The sequence below is a fragment of the Methylacidiphilum caldifontis genome, assembly GCF_017310505.1.
GTDB lineage: Bacteria > Verrucomicrobiota > Verrucomicrobiia > Methylacidiphilales > Methylacidiphilaceae > Methylacidiphilum > Methylacidiphilum caldifontis.
In genome coordinates, this window is record NZ_CP065957.1 from 2092739 (window position 1) to 2117208 (window position 24470).

Below are 24470 nucleotides of genomic sequence, written 5' to 3' on the forward strand. Positions count from 1 at the left end.
GCCCTCGCAGGGTAAAATGGGTAGAGGGATGAAAAAATTTTGAACAATTTCAATTTTAATTTATTTTAATAGTGAGTCATATTTAATCGGCCTACAGGGAATAGTTTATGACTAACAAACAATGGCAAAAGTGTAATATAGGGTTATTAAATAAAAGGCTATAAATTAAATCAATGAATTGTGAATCCAGAATGGATAAAGGGATAGTAAAGGGAAACCCTCAAAATTATCTTTTTTGTGAATACTTCTTTCCCCCGGTTCTAAACGCTGAACTTAGGGGAAACTTACTCGGATTAAATCAAATCGTTTATTGGGTAATATCCTTTTTCCTAGCCGTTGAGAATAAGTGTCTTATAAAACGGCTAATTTTATTTGCTTTCTGTATTATAAAAAAACGGGAACCCTCTGAGGCCGTAAGCAATAAACAATCCATACCTGGGTTCATCAAGAAAGGAAACTTCAATGAAAGAGCGTCAATTAAAAACTGGTCGCAGGAAAATTTCTCCTCGGAAATATACAAGGAAAAACCGTTATTTTCAGCGGACAGAAGAGATAAAAAAAGCCAAAGTTCCTTTTTGGCAGAACTTGAAAGAAAAACTCATCGCTTATTGGGAAAATCTTTTTGGCCATCGCACTGGAAAAGAGCTTTCTGTTTCAAGCAAAACAGATAGGAGACAAGAACCAAGAATAGAGGAAAAGAAAGGCTTGGATAAATCTCCTGAGAGGGTTTCACAGCAGAAACCTAAAGAACAGTCCAGTACCATTCAGGAGTGGTCACCCAAGGGAAATGGTACGCCTGCTCAATCCTACGAAACAAAAAGCCCTTCAGAAAATCAAGCTGAACAGCCTACAACTGTTGATCAAAAGGAAATTCCCTCTCAGCCAGAACCTCTGCCTGTTGAACAAACGGTTACGTCTAACAAACTCTATGTTGGTAATCTGCCTTACAATTTGACCGACAGCGATCTGTTTGAAATCTTTGCCAAGATTGGTCCAATAAAAAACGTTGAAATTGTCAGGGATAGGAAATCGAATCGGACCAAAGGATTTGGTTTTGTCGAGATGGCTGACCTGGAATCCGCTCGCAAAGCTGCTACTGTTCTAAACAGGATTGAAATTATGGGCAGACGCATTATCGTTACTGGTGCGAAATCCGAAAGAAAAGACACTACCCAAACTTAAAAACAAGTTGTCTTTGATAAAAAAGAAAAAAGATGAGTAACGATTATGCAATCTCAGTTGGCCTTGTTAACAAAGGGGACTGAACAGGTAGTTAGCGTAGAAGAATTAGAGAAACTGCTTTCCCTTGGTAAGAAGTTGCGGGTGAAATTCGGAGTTGATCCGACTTCTCCTCATCTTCATCTGGGTCATGCCCTATCTTTGCTTAAGCTCAGGCAATTCCAGGACCTAGGGCATCAGGTTCTTTTGGTCATTGGTGATTTTACCGCTTCCATTGGAGATCCAAGCGGAAGAAATACCACTCGGCCCGTGATCTCCAGGGAAGAGATTCTAACCAACGCCAAGACCTATACCGATCAAGCCTTTAAAATCCTTAACAAAGAGAGTACAGAGATCTTTTTTAATGGAAATTGGTTCAACGAAATGTCGGCTGAAAAGCTTCTTTCTCTTGGTCGCAGGGTAACCGTGAACCATCTGTTGCACAGGCAAGATTTTCATGACCGTATTTCAAAAGATCAATCCATTTTTCTCCATGAGTTTTTTTATCCCATCTTGCAGGCATGGGATTCTGTTAAGGTTTGTGCAGACATCGAGATTGGGGGAAGGGATCAACTCTTTAATATGCTTTTGGGCAGGGATTTCCAGAAAGATGAAGGGATGACTCCCCAGGTGGTTATCACTTTGCCTATTCTTGAAGGCTTGGATGGGGTTAAAAAAATGAGCAAATCGCTCGGCAATGATATCGGCATTACTGAATCTCCCAAGGAAATGTTTGGTAAGACCATGAGCATTTCCGATGAGCTGATGAAAAGGTGGTTTTTGGTGCTTTTTGGCGAAGAACTTGGTAATTGCTCTAATCCCATGGAAGAAAAAAAGAGGCTTGCTGAAAAAATCGTTACCCTTTTTCATGGCAGGGAAGAAGCCTTGAAGGCTAGGGAGGAATTTGAGCGGATCTTTTCAAGAAGAGAGATTCCCCAACAGATGCCTGTATTTAGTTTTCCTCAAAAATCGATGGCTATTGTGGATTTACTCCTTGCGGTGGGTGCAGTAAAAAGCAAATCCGAAGGCAGAAGGTTGATCAGTCAGGGTGGAGTCGATTTCCAGGGGAAAAAACTGACGGATATTCATAGCGTTGTTGAACTTAAGGATGGATCTATTTTAAGGTGTGGAAAGAGGTTTTTTGCCCAAATTAAATCCGATAATTCTTAAGTTTTCCTTTTTAACTTCCTGTAACTGGGAAAGACTTTCTTATTTCTTGGGAAGACTTTCGAAGAAGATCTTCACTTCACTTTCCTTTTTACCTAAAAGTTCTTGGGCTCTAATTAAAGCTTGACGCGTTGAAAGATTGGGATGAAGAGGAATGAGAGGAAACACATTTTTCCTTCCTATTCGATCCAATACGCCTGAGTTTCGTAAGACGCGAAAAACGGGTCGAATGACACCGCTGATAAGAAGGAATTTTCCCTGTTCTGTAAGCCAATGGTGTAACTCTTCGATCGCCATGGCATTGGTAGCATCCAAATGGTGAGCGTTACGCATTCTTAGAATAACCACTCGAATTTTTGGATTTAAAGAGAGAATTTTATTAATCTGGGTTCTAAACAGTTCAGAAACGCCAAAAAACAGTTCCCCTTCGATATGAATAATGGAAATATCAGGATGTATAGTTTTTTCTCCCTTGATTTTTTCTCTTAGATCCCCCTGTTCAGTATCAAAAGTATATTCAACGAAGAAAGGTTCTCCAGCTTGCTTAAGGAAAAAAAGAATGGAGGCTCCAATCCCAAGCCCTATGGCAAAATCAAGAGGGGTAAGCAGGGCACCGATAAAAGTAACGATAAAGACAGCAAAATCAAACCGGGTGGCAGTAAGAGCTATTTTTATTTCCTTTGGATTGATCAGGGACAGTCCCGCACTGATAACGAGGGCCGAAAGAGCGGGAATCGGGATAAATCCAAGCAGTGGACCACCGAAAAGCAGGGCAATAGACATAAGGATGCCACTCCAGAAATTGGCAAGTTGGGTGGCAGGTTTACTTGCCCAATTCAATGCTGACCTTGTTAAGGATCCCGATACAGGCATTCCACTAAAAAAACTACACCCGATGTTGGCTATACCTTGGGCAAAAAGGTCACGATTGAGTTCAAGAGGTTCACCCGTTCTATTGGAAAGAGATCTTGCAATACCTGTTCCTTCTACGGCTGCAAAAAAAGCCAAAGCAAAAGACATGCTGGCTAGAGTTGAAAACCAATGGAAATTCACCGTAGGCAAGGTAACGGGCCAGAATGCCATCGGAATGGGTTTAAGAAATTCGATTTTCAGATGAAAATACTGGAAGAAATAGCCAAGGACACTCATTAAGAAAAGGGAGATGGCAATTGCTGGAATTTTGGGAAAGCGTTTCTTGAGCCACCACCAACACCCCAAAGAACATATGCCCATGACTACCGATGGCCATTGCGTTAAATTAATCCGTTGTAAAGTTTGTACAACGATGTCAAAAAAAGTATAAGCTTCATGGAGATCAAAACCTAGCACCCGGTGAAGTTGACCTCCAATAATAAGCAGAGAAGCCCCTGTAATGTATCCTACGACGACTGTTCTTGAAACGTACTGAGTTAATCCCGCCATTCGGAAAAGGCTTACCAGGATCAGGATAATCCCTACAAAAAGGAGCACAAAGGGCAGGGTAGATAATTTATCTACCTGTTTCTCTATGTTTAAATAAGTACTAAAAAGAAGAACTGAAGTGGCATTGGTGGGACCAAGGACGACATAGCGCGAACTTTGGAAAAGAGGGCCTAATAGCGAGGAAATAGCACAGGCATAAAGGCCATATTGAACGGGCAGTCCAGCTATAAGAGCATAAGCCATTCCTTGGGGGATAGATAACAAAGCGACATTTATTCCCGCTTTGAAATCGGTTTGAAACTTTTCTTTCGAATAGTTTTTTAAAGTATTCCTGAAAGGACCAAGATCAAATTGCAATTCATGAAATTGGTCTTTGAGGAGATCTTTCCATCTATGTAAAGAGGGTTTGAACCTTCTTGTCAACAATTTAAGATTGTGTCTGAATCTAAACCCATCTTTTGGAGCCATTGTTTATAAGCCTCAGGGAAAATTTCAGAAGGTTTAATTTCACTTCTTCCTCCCCAAAATATATTGGTATAAGAGACAGGAATTCCCACCAATTCCAAGTGATCATCAATCGCCTTTTTATGCGATTCTAGCAGTTCCTTATCCTTTCCATGGGCAACAGCCATGATATTGACATTCCTAAATTCACTTCCCGCCTCTCTCCAGTAACAATGAGTAAGGATTTCAAACCTTCCTATTTGACTTCCAGCTTCTATCTCCCTTCCTGGAGGGACCGCCCAATGAAACAGGGCATTAAATCGAGTTACTCTTTTGCCGTCATAAAGAGGCTTGACATGTTCTAAAAACGTTGAAAACCGTCCAAGAATACCCATTTTTTCGAGTTCCTTGGCGATAGAAAAAAACTCGTTGTTCTCCATGCCAATGCTTCGAGCTCTTTTCTCCCATAGTCCTTCATCTATCTCTTCCAGGGTCAATTCCTTTTTAAGTACGCCAAGAACTTGCCACTGTTTATCGGTTAATTTTTTTAACGATACAGGGTGCATGGAAGCCAAGGTATCGGCTTTGGTTCCTGGAGGAGTTGTTTTTCTACGGATATGGCCTACTCCAAGAGTAAAGATCCCTTTTGCAGGCATGATCTTATAATGTTCAGCCTCAATAAAATTTTTTAAAATTTCACAATGCCTTTCCAAAGAAAATCCTTGAGGAACTTTGAGCGTACTCCAAAGTCGGTAAAGTGAGCCGGCGGCATCGGGAAGCGTAGAGCGAATGACCACATGCCCACTAAAAGGATCTTTTTGAAACAAGAAGTCAAATGCCCGCTGGAGGATGTTCTCAGGAACTTTCCAGGCAACTAGTGCACCCGGAGCCAAATCGTTGGCAAGAAGCGTAAGCCTGATCCGACGAATGGTCCCAGCGCAGAACATCGCTCGGATTCGTTCTAAAACGACAGATAAAGGAAGACCCGTAAGCCGGGCTATTTCTTTGAAGGGATCAGCAATAAATCCCTGTAGTCTATCTTCAGAGACTGAAAGAATTTTTTCGTTAATTTCGTCCTCGATACTCGCTGTGGAATCAAAAGTGGCGTTTGGCATAATGACTTCCATAATAAATGTAGAAACAATAAAATTTAGAAGGAAGAATTTTTAAGGTTTTTTTCTGAGAAAACCGGTTCTTTTTTGCTTTTAAAATTTTCTTCAAGCTTTTGGGCAACTTTATCAGCAAATTGTTCAGTTGTACAGATATAAGAAGGGTCTTGGGCGATATCCGCCGTCCGGTAACCCTCTTTTAAGACGTCACCTACGGCTGTTCTGATCGCTTGTGCAGCCTCTTCTTCTTGGAAACTGTATTCGAACATCAGTGCACCGGATAAGATTTGAGCAATGGGATTAGCTATGTTTTTCCCAGCTATATCGGGAGCTGATCCTCCAGCTGGCTCGTACAGTCCAAATTTTGTTGAGCCAATGGAAGCACTGGCCAAAAGCCCTAGGCTACCAGCAATGCCCGCAGCCTCATCGCTGAGGATATCGCCAAAAAGATTTTCACAGAGAATAACGTCGAACTGTGCAGGTTTTAACACCAGTTGCAAAGCGGCATTGTCAACATACATGAAATTAAGTTGGACATCAGGATAGTTTTTAGCAATTTCTTTGACGGTTTTCCTCCAAAGAACACTCGATTCCAAGACATTGGCTTTATCGACAAGGGTTAATTTTTTCCTGCGCCGTAAAGCGATCTCGAAAGCGACGGCGCTTACTCTTTCTATTTCGGAGGTTTCATAGACGAGGGTATCGATCGCTTTTTCTCCCTGCTCAGTATATATTTTACCTTTGGGTTGACCGAAATAGATTCCTCCAGTCAGTTCTCTAACGATGATCAGATCTACTCCAGAAGCGATTTGCGGTTTCAATGGAGAAGCATCGAGCAATTCGGGATAACAAGATACAGGTCTTAGGTTGGCAAAAAGCGAAAAAGTCTTTCTTAAAGGAAGAAGAGCTGCTCGTTCAGGTTGTTTTTCAGGAGGAAGACTGTCCCATTGTTTGCCTCCGACGGCTCCAAAAAAAATCGCTTGGGACCTTTTACAAATTTCTAGGGTTTCAAGAGGAAGGGCTTTGCCTGTCGCCTCAATGGCGGTTCCTCCCACTAAAGCTTCTTCGAAAATTAACTCAAAACCGTATAAGTGGGAAGCCAATCTAAGGATAGGAATAGTGGCACGAACAAGTTCCGGTCCTATACCATCTCCAGATAAAACAGCTACACGATAGGTTTTCATAAGGATAAAAAAAGAAACTCCATCAATTCAATGCGTTTTTGTCGGGATCATTCCTGACTTTTTTGCATAATTAAAAATTCCACCCGCTTCAATGACCGCTTTAGCATCACCAAGGGGTTTTAAAGCAAACACCTTATCGTCAATAATAAGCAATTCCTGTTCAAGATCTACAACGACTTCTTGAGCGGTATGAATTTCTTTTGGAATCTCTTCTTGGATTTCATAAGGGTAGAGTGCTCCAGTGGCGATGCAGTTGCGGAAAAAAATGCGTGCATAACTGCGAGCAATAATGACCTTGCAGCCCGCAGCAGCCAAAGCTATGGGAGCATGTTCCCTGGATGAACCGCAGCCAAAGTTTTTACCGGCAATGATAACAGGATATTCGGTTTTGGATCTTCCAGCTTCGACATAACGCTGCGGATAGCTCGATTCAGGTAATCCAGAGAGAGCAAAACTACCCAGCTTTTCGAGTTCCTCGGGCACGGTCGGCAGGTACATAAGATATTGTGCAGGAATGATTTGATCGGTATCAATATTATCTTTTAACACAAAAGCCTTACCAAAAATTCTTTTTGCCATTTTCTTGTTCAATTTCTTTTTATATTTTCACTGGTTAATGCAAAAGTTAAAACTTGATGAAATAAAAAGAAAGTGGAAAAGAAAAGATTTAATATCTTTGGAACAGCTGGATCGTTCGGAGATAGAAACTATCTTGCTCATTGCCAAGGACTTTAAGAAAAAACTCAAGCAAAATGAACCTATCCCTTCTTTGATGGGACATACTGCGGTGGCTTTGATGGTTGAACCCAGCACGCGCACTCGGGTCTCTTTCGAGATAGCCGCACAAAAACTGGAAATCTCATTTTTATCGATCGACTACAAATCAAGTTCAATACAGAAAGGAGAGTCTTTAAAAGATACAGTCAAAAATCTGGAAGCATTAGGGATCGATTATCTTATTATACGTCATCCTGCTGCGGGTTCACCTTATTTTCTTTCAAAACTGCTTCAGATTTCTGTCATTAATGGAGGTGATGGGGCTCACGAACACCCCACTCAAGGACTACTCGACTTGATGACCGTTGAGGAACATTTTGGAACGGTTAGTGGGCTTAATATTTTAATCGTGGGAGACATTCTCCATAGTCGGGTCGCTCGTTCAACCTTCTGGGCTCTTTCAAAATATGGAGCAAAAGTCAGGTTTGTGGGGCCCAAGACTATGCTCCCAGTCTATTTTAGGGATTTTGGCGCTGAAATCAGTTATGATCTGGACCAGTCTCTTCCCGATGCGGATTGTATAGTTTTGTTGCGCATCCAACATGAAAGGCAAAAGACAGAACTGTTCCCTTCCTTGAACGAATATATAGCTTCCTATGGACTCACCAAGCAAAGGTTGGCGAAGTGCAAAAAGGATGTTCTTATCATGCATCCAGGACCTGTAGAAAGGGGGGTAGAGATCGAAAGCGAGCTTGCTGATTCCGAAAAATCGGCTATTTTGAGGCAAGTTGAAAATGGGCTAGCTGTAAGAATGGCCGTTTATTACCTTCTGAGTAGAAATAAAGCAACTTAAACAACAATCAATTTCTTCATAAAATGGACAATAAAAAAACCGGTTTTCATATTTCTTCTGGCAGACTGATTGATCCTTTGTCTCGTAGAGATGAAATCGGGGATCTCTATGTTGCTGGAGGCAAAATTGTTGATCCCACTGACTTTCCAGCAGATTTCCAGTGGTTACGGATAGATGCCCAAGGATTGATTATTGCCCCAGGCTTAATTGATATGCACGTGCATTTACGAGAACCTGGAGAAACAAGAAAAGAAACGATTCGAACAGGCACCTTGGCTGCAGCAGCTGGAGGCATAACCACGGTAGTGGCTATGCCTAACACCATACCGCCGACTGATAATCCCGATACGATTACCTGGATCCGAAAGAAAGCTGAGAAAGAAGCCGTAGTGAAGGTATATCCTACCGGTTGTATCACCGAAGGACGCAGGGGAGAAAAACTCTCTCCTTTCCAATCGCTTGTTCAAGCAGGAGCAATAGCCTTATCGGATGATGGCAATTGCGTGCAAAATAGCCGCATGATGTATCTAGCAATGGAATTTGCTTCGATCCTCAATGTTCCTATTCTTGATCACTGTGAAGATACGGCTCTATCTAATGGTGGGGTAATGAACGAAGGGTATTGGAGTACTCTTTTGGGATTACCGGGTTGGCCAAGCGTAGCAGAGGAGATAATGGTTAGCCGCGATATCCTTCTTTGTGAAAAGACCCAAGCTCGTATCCATTTACAGCATCTGACCACCGAGGGTTCTGTAAGATTACTCCGGGAAGCAAAAAAAAGGGGGATACCGATTAGTGCTGAAGTTTGCCCTCATCACATAGCCTTGACTGAGTCGGCACTGAGAGATTATGACACCCGGTTCAAGATGAATCCGCCCTTGAGAGGACAAAAAGACAGGGAGGCTTTAATCGAGGCTATAGTAGATGGAACAATCGAGGTGATTGCTTCAGATCATGCTCCTCATACTGTCTTTGAAAAGGAGGTGGAGTTTGAAAAGGCTCCTTTCGGGGTGGTTGGACTTGAGACTCTCTTGGCTGTCTGTCTTAAGGAACTTTATTTCTCGAAGAAAATGAGCTTACTCGATCTGTTTAGCCGGTTGACCCTAGGTCCAAGCCGAGTTCTTGGCCTTCCACAGCCTTCTTTAGATTATGGATCTTCAGCTGATCTTATTCTACTGGATCTTGGAGCGGAATGGACAGTAGAAGCTAGCCAGTTTTTATCCAAGGGAAGAAATACACCTTTTGAGGGCTTGTCATTGAAAGGAAAAGTAGTCTTGACGATGGTGGAGGGGCAGATCGTTTGGAAAATGGAAGGAAAGGATCTGGTTGTGAAATAGGTTCTTGTGATCAATTTGTTCTATATTGTTTTTTGTAAGTCTGTTTATTTTTATAACCAATTATTTTTTAATCCCACTCATTTAAAAATTGCCTCTAAGTTAAAAATCTGCACTTTTTAAAAATAAAAAAAGGGGGGAAGGTCCTTACCCTGATCAAATGAAAAAATACCCTAGGAAAGCTTTCTTAATTCTTGAAGATGGCACCGTTTTTGAAGGTGAATCCTTTGGAGCGGAAGGCACAGTCGTTGGGGAAGTCTGCTTTAATACTTCAATGACTGGTTATCAAGAGATACTGACTGATCCCTCTTATAGAGGTCAAATTGTTTGCCTGACTTATCCTGAAATTGGTAATTATGGCATAAATCCTTTTGACCATCAATCCCGGGCTATTCAGGTTTCTGGCTTAGTCATTCGATCCCTCTCACCTGTAGCGAGTAACTGGAGAAGTTTTTGGAGTCTTCCCGATTTCTTAAAAAATGAAGGGGTGATGGGAATACAAAAAGTGGATACTCGCAGGCTGACCCTGCATCTAAGGGAAGCAGGGGTTCTTAGGGGGGTATTGACAACCGAAGACATGGAAAGAAAGGATGCCATGAAATTAGCCCATGGGTGGGATTATTCAAAGATAGATTTTATAGCTGAGCTGACTACTCCTCGGATGTATAGATGGAATGAAGAAGAGCTCTTTAATCCCATCATAGAACAAATGGCTAAAGCAAATCCATTAACCGAAGGAAAAAAAGAGTTGATTAGAAAGTGGAGAGAAAAGCTAAAGCAGCAAGCTCAACCTTCTTATCGACTCGCAGTTTTAGATTTTGGTGTTAAATTTTCTACCCTGCGTTTTTTGCGCCAGCAGGGATTTGATTTATACGTTTTCCCGGCCTATGCGTCTTCGCAAGCGGTTTTGGATATTGATCCCGATGGAATCTTTTTATCCAATGGCCCAGGTGATCCAGCCTTATTTAAAAAATTACATGCTCAAATAAAACCTCTCTTAGGTAAAAAACCTATTTTTGGAATATGCTTAGGTCATCAGCTCCTGGCTATTGCCCTTGGAGCACAAACTTTCAAATTGCGATTTGGGCATCGTGGAGCTAACCATCCTGTAAAAAATCTTTTTGATTCAACGATTAAAATTACTTCCCAGAATCATGGGTATGCAGTGAGTGCTGACACTCTGCCAGAAGGACTTAAAGTCAGTGAAATTAATCTTAGTGATGGGACTATAGAAGGTTTTGTTCATGAATCTTTCCCGCTTTTTTCTGTCCAGTACCATCCTGAAGCTTCTCCGGGACCTCACGATGCTTTAAGTTATTTTGAATTTTTTTTCAATAAAGTTAAGGGAAATAAAACCTGAAGATAACTTGTTAAGATGCCACTGAAATGCCATAACCTTGGTCAGCTTCTAAGCTCAGCTGTGGAGTTGGATGAAGAGCAAGCCCATGACACAGTAGAGTTTCTTTTGGATCCCTCTGTGAGTGATCTTGAAAAAGAGAATTTTTTGCTGTTTCTTTCCAAACGTGGTCTCACTGCAGATGAACTGGCTTTTTTTGCAAAAGGGTTTTTGCAAAAAAGTGTTAAACTTCCTTTTCAAGAAAGCTGGAAAGATCAACCTCTCTTTGATTGTTGTGGTTCGGGAGGGGGAGGACTGAGCCTTTTTAATGTTTCAACAGCGATTGCTTTTGTCCTTTCCACGCTGGGAGTTCCCGTTGTCAAACATGGGAATAGAGGCATAACCAAAGTTTCAGGAAGTGCAGATGTACTTGAAAAACTGGGTATAGCCTACAGGCTTCCCCCCGAAGGTCTTTATAGCTCTTTGATGGAACTGGGGTTTGCTTTTATTTTTGCCCCGGATTACCATCCCTGTTTTGCTCGACTTGCACCGGTAAGGAAAAAGCTAGCTGAAAAGAAAGTTCAAACTCTATTTCATTTCCTTGGACCGTTACTTAATCCAGCCAGGCCTAAAACCCAGCTTACGGGTGTTTTTAAAGAAGAACATATCGATCTTTTCGAGGGGGCTTTTCGCCGTTTAGGGGTTGAAAAACCGGTTGTTGTGTATGGTGTCGATGAACAATATAACCCAATAGGTGAGATCGGAGTTGAAGGACGGGGGAAAGCTAGGGGTCTTTCTCTAGAAACACTTAGGCCAATTTTAACTAAGAATGCTATCCAAAGGGGTTATTTCTCTGGATCTATTAATGATGTCATTGTAGATTGTGCCCTGGAGAGTGCCAGCTTAATCGAAGCTATTTTTAAAGGTGAAATCAAAGGGTATGCTCGGGGGCTTGTTGTAGCTAATTCTTTTTTGGGACTTTTAAGTTGGGGTTGGGATGGACGGCTTGAAGATGCCCTTGAGTCTATTGAACAGGCGATAGATTCGGGAATGGTTTATAAAAAATTGACTCAAGCAAGGCGGTTCGCATTGGGTTGGAGAAAAGAATGTCCTTGAAGGAGGAAAGACAAATTAAGTGGGTAGTCAAAGAAAGCTAACATAAATCTTTTTTTTATTTTTTCGAATAGAATCCCAAAATCGTAAAAAGATCGGATCTCAATGAGCTGTTTTTTCATTCCTAATAAAAATTCTCTCTTGAGCCTTTTTTCTTCCTTTTTTAGAAGACCCTCTTCTTTGTTTATTTTGAGAAAAGGGCTCTATTTTATTCTATTGTTTTCTTTTCCTGTTCTTTCTGTTCAATCTCAAAATAGCAAGCTTTACCAAGCCGAAGACGAACCGACTGTTTTAGTCGTTAAAAAGGTCATGCCTGCTGTCGTCAATATCAGTTCGGAAAGAATAGTGCAAAAGAGGGTGCAAGATCCCTTCGATCTTTTTTTTGGCCGCTATTACAGCTATAAGGAAAAGGTCAAAAGCCTAGGCTCAGGGGTTATTGTCAGTGCCGAAGGTTACATTATTACCTGTGCACATGTCGTTGAACGGTCGATCGATCGCAAGGTTCAAGTTACATTAAATGAAAGGAAAACCGCTATTGAAGCTAAAATTTTAGCGGTAGATCCCTCTGCCGATCTGGCTCTTTTAAAAATGGACTCGAAGACGGCTTTCCCTTTCTTAGACATTCAAAATGTTTCTCCCACCTTGCTTGGGCAAACCGTTATTGTTCTGGGAAACCCAGTGGGCTATCAAAATAGTGTCTCCAAGGGAATATTAAGCGCTATGAATAGAACGATCGAAACAGAGAACGGTAAAATAGAAGGGTTACTCCAAACAGATGCAGCGATTAATCCAGGGAATAGCGGAGGACCAATAGTGGATATTTCTGGAAAATTTGTAGGTATTAGTTCAGCAAAATTTGCAGGAGAAGCGATTGAAGGGATAGGATTTGCTATTCCGGCTAGAAAGGTGAATATTTTTTATCGAGACGCTTTAGCTGAACTTAAAGGGGGATCTACTAATCCGACAAAGTTCAATATTGAAGAGTTATTAGCAAAAAAGTTTGGATTGCATGTGCAAGAAATCAACCAGGATTTAGCTGAAGCTTTCCGCGTACAGGAAGGAATGGGACTTTTAGTATCGGATGTAGATCCCAATGGACCAGCAGCTAAGGCAGGAATTAAATCTGGAATGATTATTTTAGGTATTGGGAATCGGCGAATTGATGAACTGGAGTTTTATCCTCAACTCTTAAAAGATATTAAAAGTGGCGAAGGAGTGCTTATGACCGTTATGGTGATTAGAGAAAGCCAAGGTTTTTTTCTTAGTCAAACTTCGACAGTAGAGGTGTTTGCACGATAGATTTTTGCTATTCGAAATTAGAGAGAAAACAGTGTATTTTTTCCATAGTATATCTTAAAGAATAAAAGGAGCCCTTTTCTCTTTTTTTTGAGAATAAGGAAGGGAAGGAAAAGTGTATGATTAAGCAGTTACTTCAGAAGGTATTTGGTTCGAAAAACGAAAGAGAGTTGAGCAGGCTCTGGCCCATTGTGCGAAAAATAAATGAGCTTGAAAAAGAGCTTTTTGTACTTTCCGACGAAGATCTAGCCCAGAAAACTTTCGAATTTAAAAAACGGATTGCTGGTGGTGAAAGCCTGGATGACCTGCTTCCGGAAGCTTTTGCCGTCGTTAAGCATGTTTGCCGAAGATTTAAAGAAAGCTCTAAAGTTATCATCGTTCGTGGTCATCCAGTCGTCTGGGACATGGTTCCTTTCGATGTCCAACTCCTTGGTGGAATTGTCCTTCACATGGGAAAAATTGCTGAAATGGCTACGGGTGAAGGAAAAACACTGGTAGCTACTCTTCCTGTTTATTTGAATGCCCTTCTTGGTAATGGGGTGCATGTCGTAACGGTTAATGATTATCTTGCTGCCAGAGACAGTGAATGGATGGGGGAGATCTACAAATTTTTGCAATTGAGCGTGGGTTGTTTGCAACAAGGACAATCCTATGAAGAACGTCGGGCTCAATATGCTTGTGATATTACTTATGGGACAAACAGCGAATTTGGCTTCGATTATCTGCGAGATAATAGCATAGCGACTCAAAAGGAAGAAAAAGTCCAGAGAGGTCATTTCTATGCGATTATCGATGAAGTCGACAGTATTTTGATCGACGAAGCCCGTACACCCTTGATCATATCCGGTCCTGCAACGGTGGCTACGAACCAGGAATACGAACGCTACAATCCACAAGTAAGCCGGCTTGTACAACAACAGGTTATCGAATGTGCCCGAATGGCCGAAGAAATTCAAGGATTGCTTAAGGATAAAACCGCTAACAGGGAGAAGATCGGCAGGCTTCTTTTCAAGATCAAATTGGGGATGCCAAGGAACAAGCAATTAATGAAATTGCTCGAAGATCCCGAAACAAGAAGGTTCATGGATGATGCTGAACTTTCTTTATACCAGGATTCTCGCAGGACCGAACTTTATGCTCTAAAAGAAGAGCTGCTTTTTTCAATTGATGAAAAAAATAACGAGGTGGACATCAGCGAAAGGGGAAGAAAGTATCTTAACCCTGGAGATCCCGATTATTTCGCCCCTCCTGACTTGGTCGCCCTTTTTGACGAGCTTGAAAGAAATCCAGGGTTAGATCCCCGGGAAAAAGAAAAAATTAGGCTTCAAGCACAACAAAAATATGAAGAAGCCACCGAACGAATTCATTGTGTTTCTCAATTACTCCGTGCTTATTGCCTCTACGAAAAAGATGTTCATTATGTCGTCCAGGATAACAAGGTCATTATTGTTGATGAATTTACGGGTAGGTTGATGCCGGGAAGAAGATGGAGTGAAGGATTACACCAAGCGATCGAGTGCAAGGAAGGAGTTCATATTGACCGGGAAACCCAGACTTTAGCTACCATAACCATTCAGAATTATTTCAGGCTTTACAAAAAACTCGCTGGAATGACTGGTACGGCAGCCACTGAAGCCAATGAATTCCACGATATATACAAGCTTGACGTGGTCGAGATTCCTACCAACAAACCGTGCAGAAGAATAGACTACGAAGATACTATTTTCAAAACCCGGCGAGCCAAATACCAGAACATTGTACAGAAGATTAAAGAACTCCATGCCAAGGGACAACCTGTTCTTGTAGGAACCATTTCTGTTGAGGCCTCTGAACTATTAAGCCGAATGTTGAAAAGGGAAAATATTCCCCATAACGTACTGAATGCGAAACATCATCAACAAGAAGCTGAAATCATAGCTCGAGCCGGGTATCGGGGTGCTGTAACCATTGCAACCAACATGGCAGGAAGAGGAACAGACATAAAATTGGGGCAAGGAGTTGCTGAATTAGGAGGATTATTTGTACTGGGAACCGAAAGACATGAGGCACGAAGGATTGATCTGCAATTGAGAGGTAGGTGTGCTCGGCAAGGAGATCCAGGAGTTTCGAAATTTTACATTTCTCTTGAAGATGACTTGATGAGAAATTTTGGGGATTCCCGTAAAATCAGTTCTCTTTTAACCAAGATGGGAATGAAAGAAGATGAGGAGTTGGAACATCCATGGTTGACCAAAGCGGTAGCTACAGCCCAGAAACGGGTAGAACAAAGAAACTACATGATTCGCAAGCATACCCTTCAATACGATGATGTGCTTAACTTGCAGAGAGAAGTCGTTTACGGCTACCGCAACGAGGTTTTGGAAACGGATAATCCCAGGGAAGAAATATTTTCTGCTGTCCAGGAAGTCATAGATAGAGAGGTTAAGAATAGACTGTCTAATGGAGAAAATGCAGATTACCTAGGGCTTGTCCATTGGGTTAACCAACTTTTCCCGATAGCTCTGAGAGAAGATGAGATAGAAAAGATCGGTTCTGCTGAAGAGATAATCGATTATATTTTACAAAAGGTAAAGAAAGCTTACGAGTTAAAGATTAAATTTGAAGATACCCAGGACCTGGTTTCTCTTGAAAGATACATTATTCTTTCGGCCATTGATAAGCTATGGCAAGAGCATCTTTATTCGATGGACGGACTTCGGGCAAGCATTGGTTTAAGGGCTTATGGACAGAAAGATCCTTTGATTGAATATAAACAGGAAGCCTATAGCCTTTTTGAGGATCTTATGAACCGGATCAAAAAAGAGATAGCCCATAATGTTTTTCGGTCCGCATCGAATGTTTTAGCCTTTGAACAGTTTCTTACTTCATTGAATCGAAGTGAACAACAAGTCGATCCACTTGCTAGAGTTCAACCCCCTATGCATGAGGAAGACGGAGAAGATGGTCGTGAAAAAAAATCAACCAAAGTGAGCCTTCCTGTAAGAAGATCCGGACCAAAAATGGGAAGAAACGATCCTTGTCCGTTAGATCCAACAAAAAAATTCAAGAATTGTTGCGGTGCTCAGGGAGCCAAATGTTGTTTAAAAATTGCCATGGATTTTCCCTATCCTGAAGAAAGACACAAAAAGGCTAAGTAATAGCTTTTTTTGTTTTCAATAAGGATCCTGTTCATGAGAATTGAATTGATCAATACGGGTACAGAGATCTTGCAGGGACAAAAAACTAATACCCATTTGGCGTTTTTGGCTCATGAACTTTTTCTGCTAGGAGAAAAGCTTACTTTACAGATTGCGGCCAGGGATAGCAAGGATCTGGTCGAGATCATTAGAGAAGCCTTTTACCGATCTCAACTTACAATCGTCACTGGAGGGTTGGGCCCAACCTCTGATGATATGACTAGGGAAGCGGTAGCTGAAGCACTACGTATGCCTTTAATTTTTCATCCTCAGCTGTTTCAAAAAGTTAAGTCTTTCTATGATGGCGCTGGAATAGCTGCACCCAGTTGGGCTATCCAAAAACAATCCCTTTTCTTAGAGGGCTCTCTCATTTTGGAAAATGATCATGGATCAGCCGCTGGATCGATTATCGAAAAGGAAGGCCGGCTCCTTATTATGCTTCCTGGACCACCTCGGGAGCTGGAACCGATGTGGAAAAACCATGTTGTTCCATGGTGGAAATCTCGATTTGAGTTAAGAAAACCTTTTACGACGATCTGTAAAATTGTTGGGTTAGCTGAATCGGTCATCCAGCAAAGGGTTGAGTCCAAGCTTAAAAGCTTAGGAGTCGAAGAGATAGGTTATTGCGAAAGCCCAGGAGAGGTTGCCCTCCGTTTATTATTTAAAGACAAAGAGATATTGACGAAAGCCAGGGATCTTATGACTGAAACCTTTGGTAGCGATTTATATGCCTTGGAGGATAAATCCCTTGAAGAAGTAGTCATAGAAAAGGCAACGTCAAAAAAGGTGAAGATTGCTACGGCTGAGTCTTGTACGGGAGGATTAATAAGCAGCAGGCTTACCGATGTTCCAGGGAGTTCAGCGACTTTTATCTACGGTTGGGTTACTTATTCTAATGAAGCAAAAATCACTCAACTTAAAGTCGATAAAAGTTTAATCAGTTCAGTCGGTGCCGTAAGTAAAGAGGTCGCCGAAGCGATGGCCTCGGGAGCCCTGGAAATCAGTGGGGCTGACCTTTCCTTGGCCGTGACGGGCATTGCAGGCCCCCAAGGTGGAAGTCCTGAAAAACCGGTAGGGCTGGTGTGGGTAGCTATACAAAGAAAAGGATCAAAACCTATTGCTTATGAACGATTTTTCCCTTCCGATCGACTTACCTTTAAACGTTTGGTCTCTCAATTTGGTATAGACTTATTAAGGAGGATGATAACAGGCAAAGATTTGCCTAAATGTTAAGTAAATTAAAAGTTGCATTAAATTATTTTTTATTGATTTTATATAGACGTGGCTGCTGTAATTCTTAATTTATTTCGGATACAGTTTCCCGATGTTTCCAAGGCTGATCCTGATGGCTTGGTCGCGGTGGGAGGGGATTTATCCGTTTCAAGGCTTCTTGCGGGTTACCGATCGGGAATATTCCCCTGGACAGATAGACCCTTAACATGGTGGTCACCTGATCCACGAGCGATTTTCGAGATAGAGCTCTTTAAGGCTCCAAGGCGACTTGCCCAGAAAATCAGGCAGGGAAAGTTTCAGTTTACTATTAACCAATGTTTTACTGAAGTCATCAAAAATTGTGCTAAACCCGCTCCCGGTAGAGAACATACCTGGATTAGCCCCCGGTTTATCAAAGCCTATACTGATCTTCATCGTTTTGGTTATGCCCATAGTGTTGAAGTATGGTCAAAAGGGATGTTGGTAGGGGGATTGTATGGGGTTGCCATTGGTGGTTTCTTTGCGGGTGAGTCGATGTTTCATAAAATGACCGATGCTTCTAAGGCGGCTTTGGCTTTTACAATAGCTCATTTAAAGGAAAGAGGTTTTGTTCTTTTTGATACCCAGGTAGCTACACCTGTAACCCGCTTAATGGGGGCTGTAGATATTCCGCGTTGTGAATATCTCCAAAGATTAGCTCGGGCATTAAAAGTTTCAGCCAGTTTTATTTGAATCTTGTTTGAAACTTTTTCTTGTCATTGATTAAAAAAAAATTAAAAGTCGATTGTTCCGGTTCGTTTTGCGGGTTACAATGAATCAGAAAGCACGAGACGGGTTTTTTTTCTTTTCCGGCTTTATTTGCAAAAGGATATTAAATCTTTCCTCAAAGATTCATATCGATGGGCTAGATCGAATACCCCTAAATGGAGGCTGTTTACTTGTTTCTAACCATATAAGCCATTTTGATCCCATTATCTTAGGAATGCACGCGCCACGACCCATCGATTATGTTGCTGATGGAAAGCTTTTTAACGATCTTGTTCTTTGCCAGATCTTAACCAATCTGAACGTTATTCCTGTGGATAGGGAACGGATGGATCCTAAGGCTGCAAAATCCATTGTCAGCAGGTTGAAAGCGGGAAGACTTGTAGGACTGTTCCCGGAAAGAGGAATTAGACATGGAAAGAATTCTATTTTACTTGGAGCTAGTTTATCTTTTAGCCCTGCAATCTTGTCTCAACTCTCCCAATGTCCAATTTTGCCAGTGGTCATCATAGGCTCAGATCTTCTCTATCAACCTAAGACATGGTTTTATAAACCAAGAATTTTTGTGAAATTTGGAGAACTTATTTTTCCAGAAAGAACAGAAAAAAGAGCCGAGTTAACAAAGCGAATCCATGATAGTCTGCTTTTGTATTTTTGGCAGCTTGTTAAACAACACAACATTGAACCTTTTGAATGGCCTTGTTCAGCTCAACAAAGATGGAAAGAAAATCCACGTCGTATCCGGTAAAGATTTAAAGATAATGAAAATGTCAAAGGATAACCGCCGTAGTTGTTTCTACCCCTATTTTGGGTAACCATGGTTAATATCTTTTGTGACGACGAAGCTTATGGGCGGATTTGCAGCAGCTCAACAACAGGACCACAAAAGGAATAAGGATAGAGCGGCTAGCTCTGCATCTGGGCGTCAAAATCAACTGATCAAGACTAGAGGAGTCTTACATGCCGTTATCTCTTGATTTTGAAGGTAAGATTATCACGGTCCGGTTAAGCAAATGGGACTGACCGAGTGGCTCAAAATGCTTGAAAAGAAAGCGATCACAAAGCAAAAAAAAACTGGGACCTGTCGGTTGAGAAGCTTTCACAAGACGGCTAGACATCTATCCATCCAAGAACGCGAAGTAGGTGTCAGCTGGACTTTGCCGGAGGTAATTTCAGAGTATAAATCATCGGTAAAACCGCCCAAGCTCAATGAGGCTTTGGGCTAGAAAGAGCATGGTTGTCTTCCAAAGCGTGATCAGTGGTTTCTTCTGCGATCAGCGAAAGAGCTGTATCAATGACTTGAGTGTGGGCTTTAATTCTCTTCTCGATGTCCCATTCTGAAGGGGTTTCTATTGTATATATTCTTTTGCATTTGAATTGAAAATAGAGATAAACTGCCTCAGGATATCCTATTTTTTCAAAACGACTTTTCTGTAAGGGACGAGAAAGAACCCCGCCGTCATGTTTCCTTCCTTCTATTTTAGGTCGACTATCTATCAAGAATGTTTTTGATACTTCATCCAGAATTTTTCTTCCTAGTTGAAGGTTGGATGGAATTTCGTAGAGGTAAATTCCATGGGCGTCATAGTCTTCATGAAGGAGTAGGCAGAGATCAAAAGGTTGTTGGGCTTCTAGAAATGACCGGATTTCCTTGATAGGAGAGAGATTCACATTCTGAAAGGATCTGTTAAGATCAACTCCGTGTTCGTTAAGTCGACTGTTATGTTTCAACCCCCAAGGGTTAATCAAGGGAATAAGGGTAAAATGGTAAGAAAAAAGGAGGGAAGGCCGAAAATTTTCTAGCCATTGAATAAGAGCAAGGACTCCTGCAGGCTCATCTCCGTGTATTCCAGCGGAAATATAGACACGTTTAACGGCTGTAGAGCGGACGGAGCAGGGGGGAGAATAAAAAGCTTCGACTGGAAGCGATCTTGTGACAGTGCAGAGCAGTTTTCTTTTCCATCCCAATCCCTTGGCAATCTGCGCCATCTTTTTATGCACCCATAGAGGATCATGAAAGGCTACGGTCATAGTCGTCGGATTAGCTTTTCTTAAAATATATTGTTGAGTTTGATAGAAAAAAAGTTGATTGGCAATAACGATAAGATGAAAGTAAGGCCAATAAATAATTTAGGGTCCTGTTCATGAGGATCAAAAAAGGTTAGATCAACTAAGTTACGTAGCGGTCAAGCTCATTGAAAAATGCCCTTTAAGGGTATTTCTCCTTGGCTTTTTGCCAAAGCTTGTCGAGATCCTTGGAAGCTTCTGGATAACTGTCATTTTTCAATTCTTGTTCAATAAACCGACATCTTTTTTCGAAGATCAGGGAAGATTCAGCGAGGGCCTCTTCGGGATCAATTCCAAGTAGCCTTGAAAAGTTTACCACCGAAAAGAGGAGATCACCGATTTCTTTTTTAATCTTTTCTTCGTTTTTTTCTTTGCAAGCTTCTTGGATTTCACTGAGTTCTTCTTGAATTTTTGAAAGAGGGCCTTGAGAATCTTTCCAGTCTAAGTTGATTTTTGAAGCCTTGGACTGCAGTTTCATCGCTTTTATTAATGCGGGAAGATATATGGGTATACCATCAAAGAGACTTTCTCTATCGGGTTTTTCTTCTTTTTTAATTTTTTCCCAATTTTTGTAAACCTCATCAGTGGTAGAAGCGGATTGAGAACCAAAAACATGAGGATGCCGACGAATAAGTTTGGCAGAAAGATAGTCTAGGACATCCCAAAAAGAAAAGTTTCCTTCTTCTTGAGCTATTTGGGCATGAAAAAGAACATGAAGCAGAATGTCTGCAAGTTCTTCTTTCATGGAGAACTGATCTTCTTGATCGATGGCTTCAAGCAGTTCGTAACATTCTTCGATCAATTTCGTTTTTAAACTTCTATGGGTCTGTTCTCTGTCCCAAGGACATCCTTGGGGAGACCTCAGTATGGTCATTATTGTTAGTACTCTTAAAAGGGGATCAAGAGGAAGCGATTCAGGCTGATTCATAAGAGCTCAAAAAAAAACGTGATCATAAAATACAAATAAATGTTCTTTTAAACAACCTTACGTTCTTTTTTTTGAAGCTAAGGAGAAAAAGAACTTTTTATGACCTGGATGTTCTTGCGATTAGCTGTCCCTAATCCATAATCTTCGGCCGTTTGAATATAATGAGCACACGGACTTAAAGGGGGAATTCTTGCATTTTGCCTCCACGAATCGAGTAAGGGAAGAACAAGAGAATCAATGGCTACCGGATCTGTACTCAGATAAATAGTTCCTAAAACGACCGAGTATTCAGGGTTAAATTGTGGTCCTCCTGCAAATCCAGCAATCAGAGCATCCATGACATGAAGAATGGTTTTTTTTCTTACCAAAGGTTGGTCGAGTATTTCAGCTACCGCTGGATCTCCCCAAACTCCCTCACCTTGAAACCTTCGGGTGTTATCCACCATGCCTAGGGCAAGTGAAGCCAGGCAGCCGTTCAGCCCTATGTTGGAACTATCTGAAAGGACAGGTACGTTGATAATCTTAGAACAGATTTGTGTAACAAGTCTTGCATAGAAGGACTTATTACTCACGCGTCTTTCCAGGCTACTTACAGGAACTCCCTTTTCGTATAATCGAGCGACGTTTTCTTCGGAGTCTGAAGGCTGTTTGATTTGTGTGGGAGAAGGTTTGAGCCCTTGGAAAAGCATGTCTCCCCATATAAGTTTGCCCAGAATTTCGTTAACATAAAAAACCTTAGGGTCAAAACCCGTTTGCGGGATAACCGATTTGACAAAAAAACGGCTGTTTTCATCCAGGGGAAGATAGCTTGCATTATAAAGGTCATCTTCATATTTATCCCAGACAATGATGTGCTGGGAAGGGACACCCGCTTCGATGAGGCTTTCAGCGATGGCGTTAACCAGTGCTTTTCTTGTGGACATCACTGTTCCTCCTGTCGCGTTTATCTTTATGCCAATCACATCTTTTGGGCTAATGTGGAAAAAGGTTGTCCAGGCTTCTTTCACCGAGGATTTCAAGGTATAGCTTTTGAGCGCGGATTGAAACATAGCCTTGACTAGAGAAGGATTGACTTCGTATCCGCTGATTGAAGCCGAATTTTCAACAACGATCACCCGGTGTTTTTCAGCAGCTTGGATTGAATAAAGGGGATAAGCCAAAAAACAAAACAATATGAGGTAAACAATGGTCATCAGCAAAAAAATATAATTTTTGTTCGGTTTTTATTCATAATAACTTAAATTGGTTAAAAACAAAAAGAAACAATAGAGCCGCTCATTTCTACTTTCTAGATGGATAAAATCGATTTTAAGGAATTCATCGAAAGAGTACGTCAAGCCAACGATATTGTTGAAGTGGTAAGCGAATATGTGGTGTTGAAAAAGGCGGGGTCCAAGTATAAGTCTCTCAGTCCCTTTAAGAGAGAAAAGACGCCTTCTTTTTTTGTCGATCCTCAAAAACAACTTTTTAAATGCTTTAGTAGCGGTTATGGGGGTACGGTCTTTGATTTCATCATGGCCTATGAAAAGCTTGATTTCATGGGGGCATTAAAACATCTTGCCCGAAGGGCTGGATTGAGTTTTCCCTCCTCTTTTCGGTCTGAAGAAAAAAATGAGCCCTTGACAAAAAAGCTGAAATTATGGGAACTTCATGAAGCCGTTGCTGAATACTGGACAAGGATTTTATTTGAAGAGCCTTCTGGAGAGCCTGCAAGAGCCTATCTGAGGGAAAGAAACATTGATTTGGAAATAGCCAAAGCCTTTGGTCTTGGATATGCCCCAAACAAGTGGGATGGATTGCTTAGATGGGCATCAGGGAAAAAGGATTACCTGGAGTTGCTTGAGCCAGCAGGTCTTGTTGTCCGGACAGAGAGTTCCAAAATATATGACCGTTTCAGGGGAAGACTTATTTTCAGGATATCGGATGAAACGGGAAAAATAGTAGGTTTTAGTGGGAGGCTTATCGAAGGAGACAAAGGACCTAAATATCTCAATTCTCCTGAAAGTCCTATTTTTACGAAAGGTAAAATTCTTTATGGATTTCATAAGGCAAAAACGGCGATTGCAGAGAGTGGGAAGGCGATTCTGTGTGAAGGACATATTGATCTGATCCGGTTGCATGCCGTCCAGTTTTCAATGGCTGTGGCGACCCAGGGTACCGCATTAACAGAGTATCAAGCAGCTTTGTTGAAAAGATTTTGTTCGGAGGTGATTGTAGCGTACGATGGAGATAGAGCTGGGGAAGATGCAGCGATTAGGGCATTGGATATACTCTTGGCTGAAGGTCTTGAAGTTAAAATAGCCCAACTGCCTCCCGGAGAAGATCCCGATAGCCTCATTTCTAAAAATGGAAGAGAGGCCTTTGAGAAGGTGATTGAAAATGCTCTTCCTTATCCTTCGTTTGTGTTGAACAAGGCTTGCATGGAATATTCTCCCCAGCAAGCCTTGGGCAAGAGTAAAATTGCTGAAAAGATGGTTGGGGTTCTGGTTAAAATCAATGATCCAATAAGGCGCCATACAGCTTGTTTAGAGGTAGCTGCTCGGTTAGGAATTAGCTTGGAAGTTTTCGAGAAAAAATTAGAACATTTAAGCACAACCACCAGCCAATTTTTGCAACACGATAAGGAAGATCAAGAAGAACAGCAGGTTTGGGAAGAAAAGATATGTCCAGCCATATTAGAAAGCTTTTGGTTTTTAATGGAATATCCAGAGTATATTGCCCGTTTCAAAGAAATATTTGCTCCGGATGTTCTATCTGATATACCTGGAGGAGATTTGCTCCTAAGACTTTATGATAGCGGCAAGGAGTCGGTCAAAAGGATGGATGTTAACCATTTTCTTGAAACTCTTCCCTTAGAGCAAAAAAGAAGCGTAGTTTCCTTTATGTTTGATCCTGCTCGGGAAAATCAAGAAGGCTATGCACAAGAAGAACATTTTATGATTCTTAAAGATCAGCTGCTTCTTTTATGGACTCAAAAACGTCTTGAGAAAATAAAACTCCAAATCGAGTTGGGTAAAATATCGGGAAAAGAAATTTCCACAAAATTGAAGGAGATTGTTGACTTAAGAAAAAAGCTTCTATAATTTTACTACTCATTGTCAATGTCCAAAGACTGATTCCAAAAGCTCT

The 24470-nt window shown here is 41.4% G+C and carries 19 protein-coding genes; 12 read left to right on the plus strand and 7 right to left on the minus strand.

Translation table 11 applies throughout. The features are described 5' to 3' along the window. The first annotated feature begins 462 nt into the window (after positions 1 to 462). Together IT6_RS10490 and tyrS are read left to right on the plus strand one after the other, a co-directional pair. Entirely contained in the window at positions 463 to 1182 is a 720-nt protein-coding gene (locus IT6_RS10490; protein ID WP_242524212.1) for an RNA-binding protein, read from the plus strand. Positions 1183 to 1227: 45 nt separating this feature from the next. Beyond that, on the plus strand, positions 1228 to 2388 hold the full coding sequence (gene tyrS, locus IT6_RS09680; RefSeq protein WP_206826421.1) for a tyrosine--tRNA ligase: 1161 nt from the start codon (positions 1228 to 1230) through the stop codon (positions 2386 to 2388). Positions 2389 to 2427: 39 nt separating this feature from the next. Here tyrS and IT6_RS09685 read toward each other — a convergent pair whose 3' ends face one another. From IT6_RS09685 to IT6_RS09700, 4 genes are all read right to left on the minus strand, one after another. Next, positions 2428 to 4164 (minus strand): SulP family inorganic anion transporter, encoded by a 1737-nt coding sequence (locus IT6_RS09685; protein WP_242524213.1) that lies wholly within the window; start codon positions 4162 to 4164, stop codon positions 2428 to 2430. 62 nt (positions 4165 to 4226) lie between these two features. After that, complete coding sequence (locus IT6_RS09690) at positions 4227 to 5366, minus strand: Lrp/AsnC family transcriptional regulator (RefSeq protein ID WP_206826423.1); 1140 nt, start codon at positions 5364 to 5366, stop codon at positions 4227 to 4229. A gap of 35 nt (positions 5367 to 5401) precedes the next feature. Beyond that, complete coding sequence (gene leuB, locus IT6_RS09695; RefSeq protein ID WP_206826425.1) at positions 5402 to 6544, minus strand: 3-isopropylmalate dehydrogenase; 1143 nt, start codon at positions 6542 to 6544, stop codon at positions 5402 to 5404. A 27-nt stretch (positions 6545 to 6571) separates the two neighbouring features. Continuing rightward, positions 6572 to 7123: a LeuD/DmdB family oxidoreductase small subunit gene (locus tag IT6_RS09700; RefSeq protein ID WP_206826427.1), complete on the minus strand. Its 552-nt coding sequence runs from the start codon at positions 7121 to 7123 to the stop codon at positions 6572 to 6574. Between the two features lie 37 nt (positions 7124 to 7160). Between IT6_RS09700 and IT6_RS09705 the strand changes: the two genes are divergently transcribed. The 9 genes from IT6_RS09705 to IT6_RS09745 all read left to right on the plus strand — a co-directional run bounded on the left by IT6_RS09705 (position 7161) and on the right by IT6_RS09745 (position 19094). After that, entirely contained in the window at positions 7161 to 8114 is a 954-nt protein-coding gene (locus IT6_RS09705; protein WP_134440748.1) for an aspartate carbamoyltransferase catalytic subunit, read from the plus strand. A 23-nt stretch (positions 8115 to 8137) separates the two neighbouring features. Continuing rightward, positions 8138 to 9451, plus strand: coding sequence for a dihydroorotase (locus IT6_RS09710; protein WP_206826429.1), 1314 nt, complete (start codon positions 8138 to 8140; stop codon positions 9449 to 9451). 157 nt (positions 9452 to 9608) lie between these two features. Continuing rightward, positions 9609 to 10808: a glutamine-hydrolyzing carbamoyl-phosphate synthase small subunit gene (carA, locus tag IT6_RS09715; protein WP_206826437.1), complete on the plus strand. Its 1200-nt coding sequence runs from the start codon at positions 9609 to 9611 to the stop codon at positions 10806 to 10808. Between the two features lie 15 nt (positions 10809 to 10823). Beyond that, the gene (gene trpD / locus IT6_RS09720; RefSeq protein ID WP_134440745.1) at positions 10824 to 11900 is read left to right on the plus strand and encodes an anthranilate phosphoribosyltransferase; all 1077 of its coding nucleotides are present in this window, start codon (positions 10824 to 10826) and stop codon (positions 11898 to 11900) included. A gap of 102 nt (positions 11901 to 12002) precedes the next feature. Next, positions 12003 to 13196 (plus strand): S1C family serine protease, encoded by a 1194-nt coding sequence (locus tag IT6_RS09725; protein WP_206826439.1) that lies wholly within the window; start codon positions 12003 to 12005, stop codon positions 13194 to 13196. A gap of 116 nt (positions 13197 to 13312) precedes the next feature. Next, positions 13313 to 16330 carry a preprotein translocase subunit SecA gene (secA, locus tag IT6_RS09730; protein WP_134440743.1) on the plus strand — a complete coding sequence of 1006 codons (3018 nt, stop codon included), beginning with the start codon at positions 13313 to 13315 and terminating at the stop codon, positions 16328 to 16330. 33 nt (positions 16331 to 16363) lie between these two features. Continuing rightward, entirely contained in the window at positions 16364 to 17602 is a 1239-nt protein-coding gene (locus IT6_RS09735; RefSeq protein ID WP_134440742.1) for a CinA family nicotinamide mononucleotide deamidase-related protein, read from the plus strand. Positions 17603 to 17650: 48 nt separating this feature from the next. After that, complete coding sequence (gene aat / locus IT6_RS09740; protein ID WP_134440741.1) at positions 17651 to 18313, plus strand: leucyl/phenylalanyl-tRNA--protein transferase; 663 nt, start codon at positions 17651 to 17653, stop codon at positions 18311 to 18313. Positions 18314 to 18392: 79 nt separating this feature from the next. Then, positions 18393 to 19094, plus strand: coding sequence for a lysophospholipid acyltransferase family protein (locus IT6_RS09745; protein ID WP_242524214.1), 702 nt, complete (start codon positions 18393 to 18395; stop codon positions 19092 to 19094). Between the two features lie 458 nt (positions 19095 to 19552). Here the strand turns inward: IT6_RS09745 and IT6_RS09750 are convergent, their stop codons facing one another. From IT6_RS09750 to IT6_RS09760, 3 genes are all read right to left on the minus strand, one after another. Continuing rightward, positions 19553 to 20377, minus strand: coding sequence for a M14 family metallopeptidase (locus tag IT6_RS09750; RefSeq protein ID WP_242524215.1), 825 nt, complete (start codon positions 20375 to 20377; stop codon positions 19553 to 19555). A gap of 178 nt (positions 20378 to 20555) precedes the next feature. Continuing rightward, complete coding sequence (gene mazG, locus IT6_RS09755) at positions 20556 to 21287, minus strand: nucleoside triphosphate pyrophosphohydrolase (protein ID WP_242524216.1); 732 nt, start codon at positions 21285 to 21287, stop codon at positions 20556 to 20558. A 131-nt stretch (positions 21288 to 21418) separates the two neighbouring features. Beyond that, complete coding sequence (locus IT6_RS09760; protein ID WP_206826449.1) at positions 21419 to 22534, minus strand: DUF362 domain-containing protein; 1116 nt, start codon at positions 22532 to 22534, stop codon at positions 21419 to 21421. Positions 22535 to 22633: 99 nt separating this feature from the next. Here IT6_RS09760 and dnaG point away from each other — a divergent pair, with 99 nt between their 5' ends. Beyond that, the gene (gene dnaG, locus IT6_RS09765) at positions 22634 to 24424 is read left to right on the plus strand and encodes a DNA primase (RefSeq protein ID WP_206826451.1); all 1791 of its coding nucleotides are present in this window, start codon (positions 22634 to 22636) and stop codon (positions 24422 to 24424) included. Positions 24425 to 24470 lie beyond the last annotated feature (46 nt).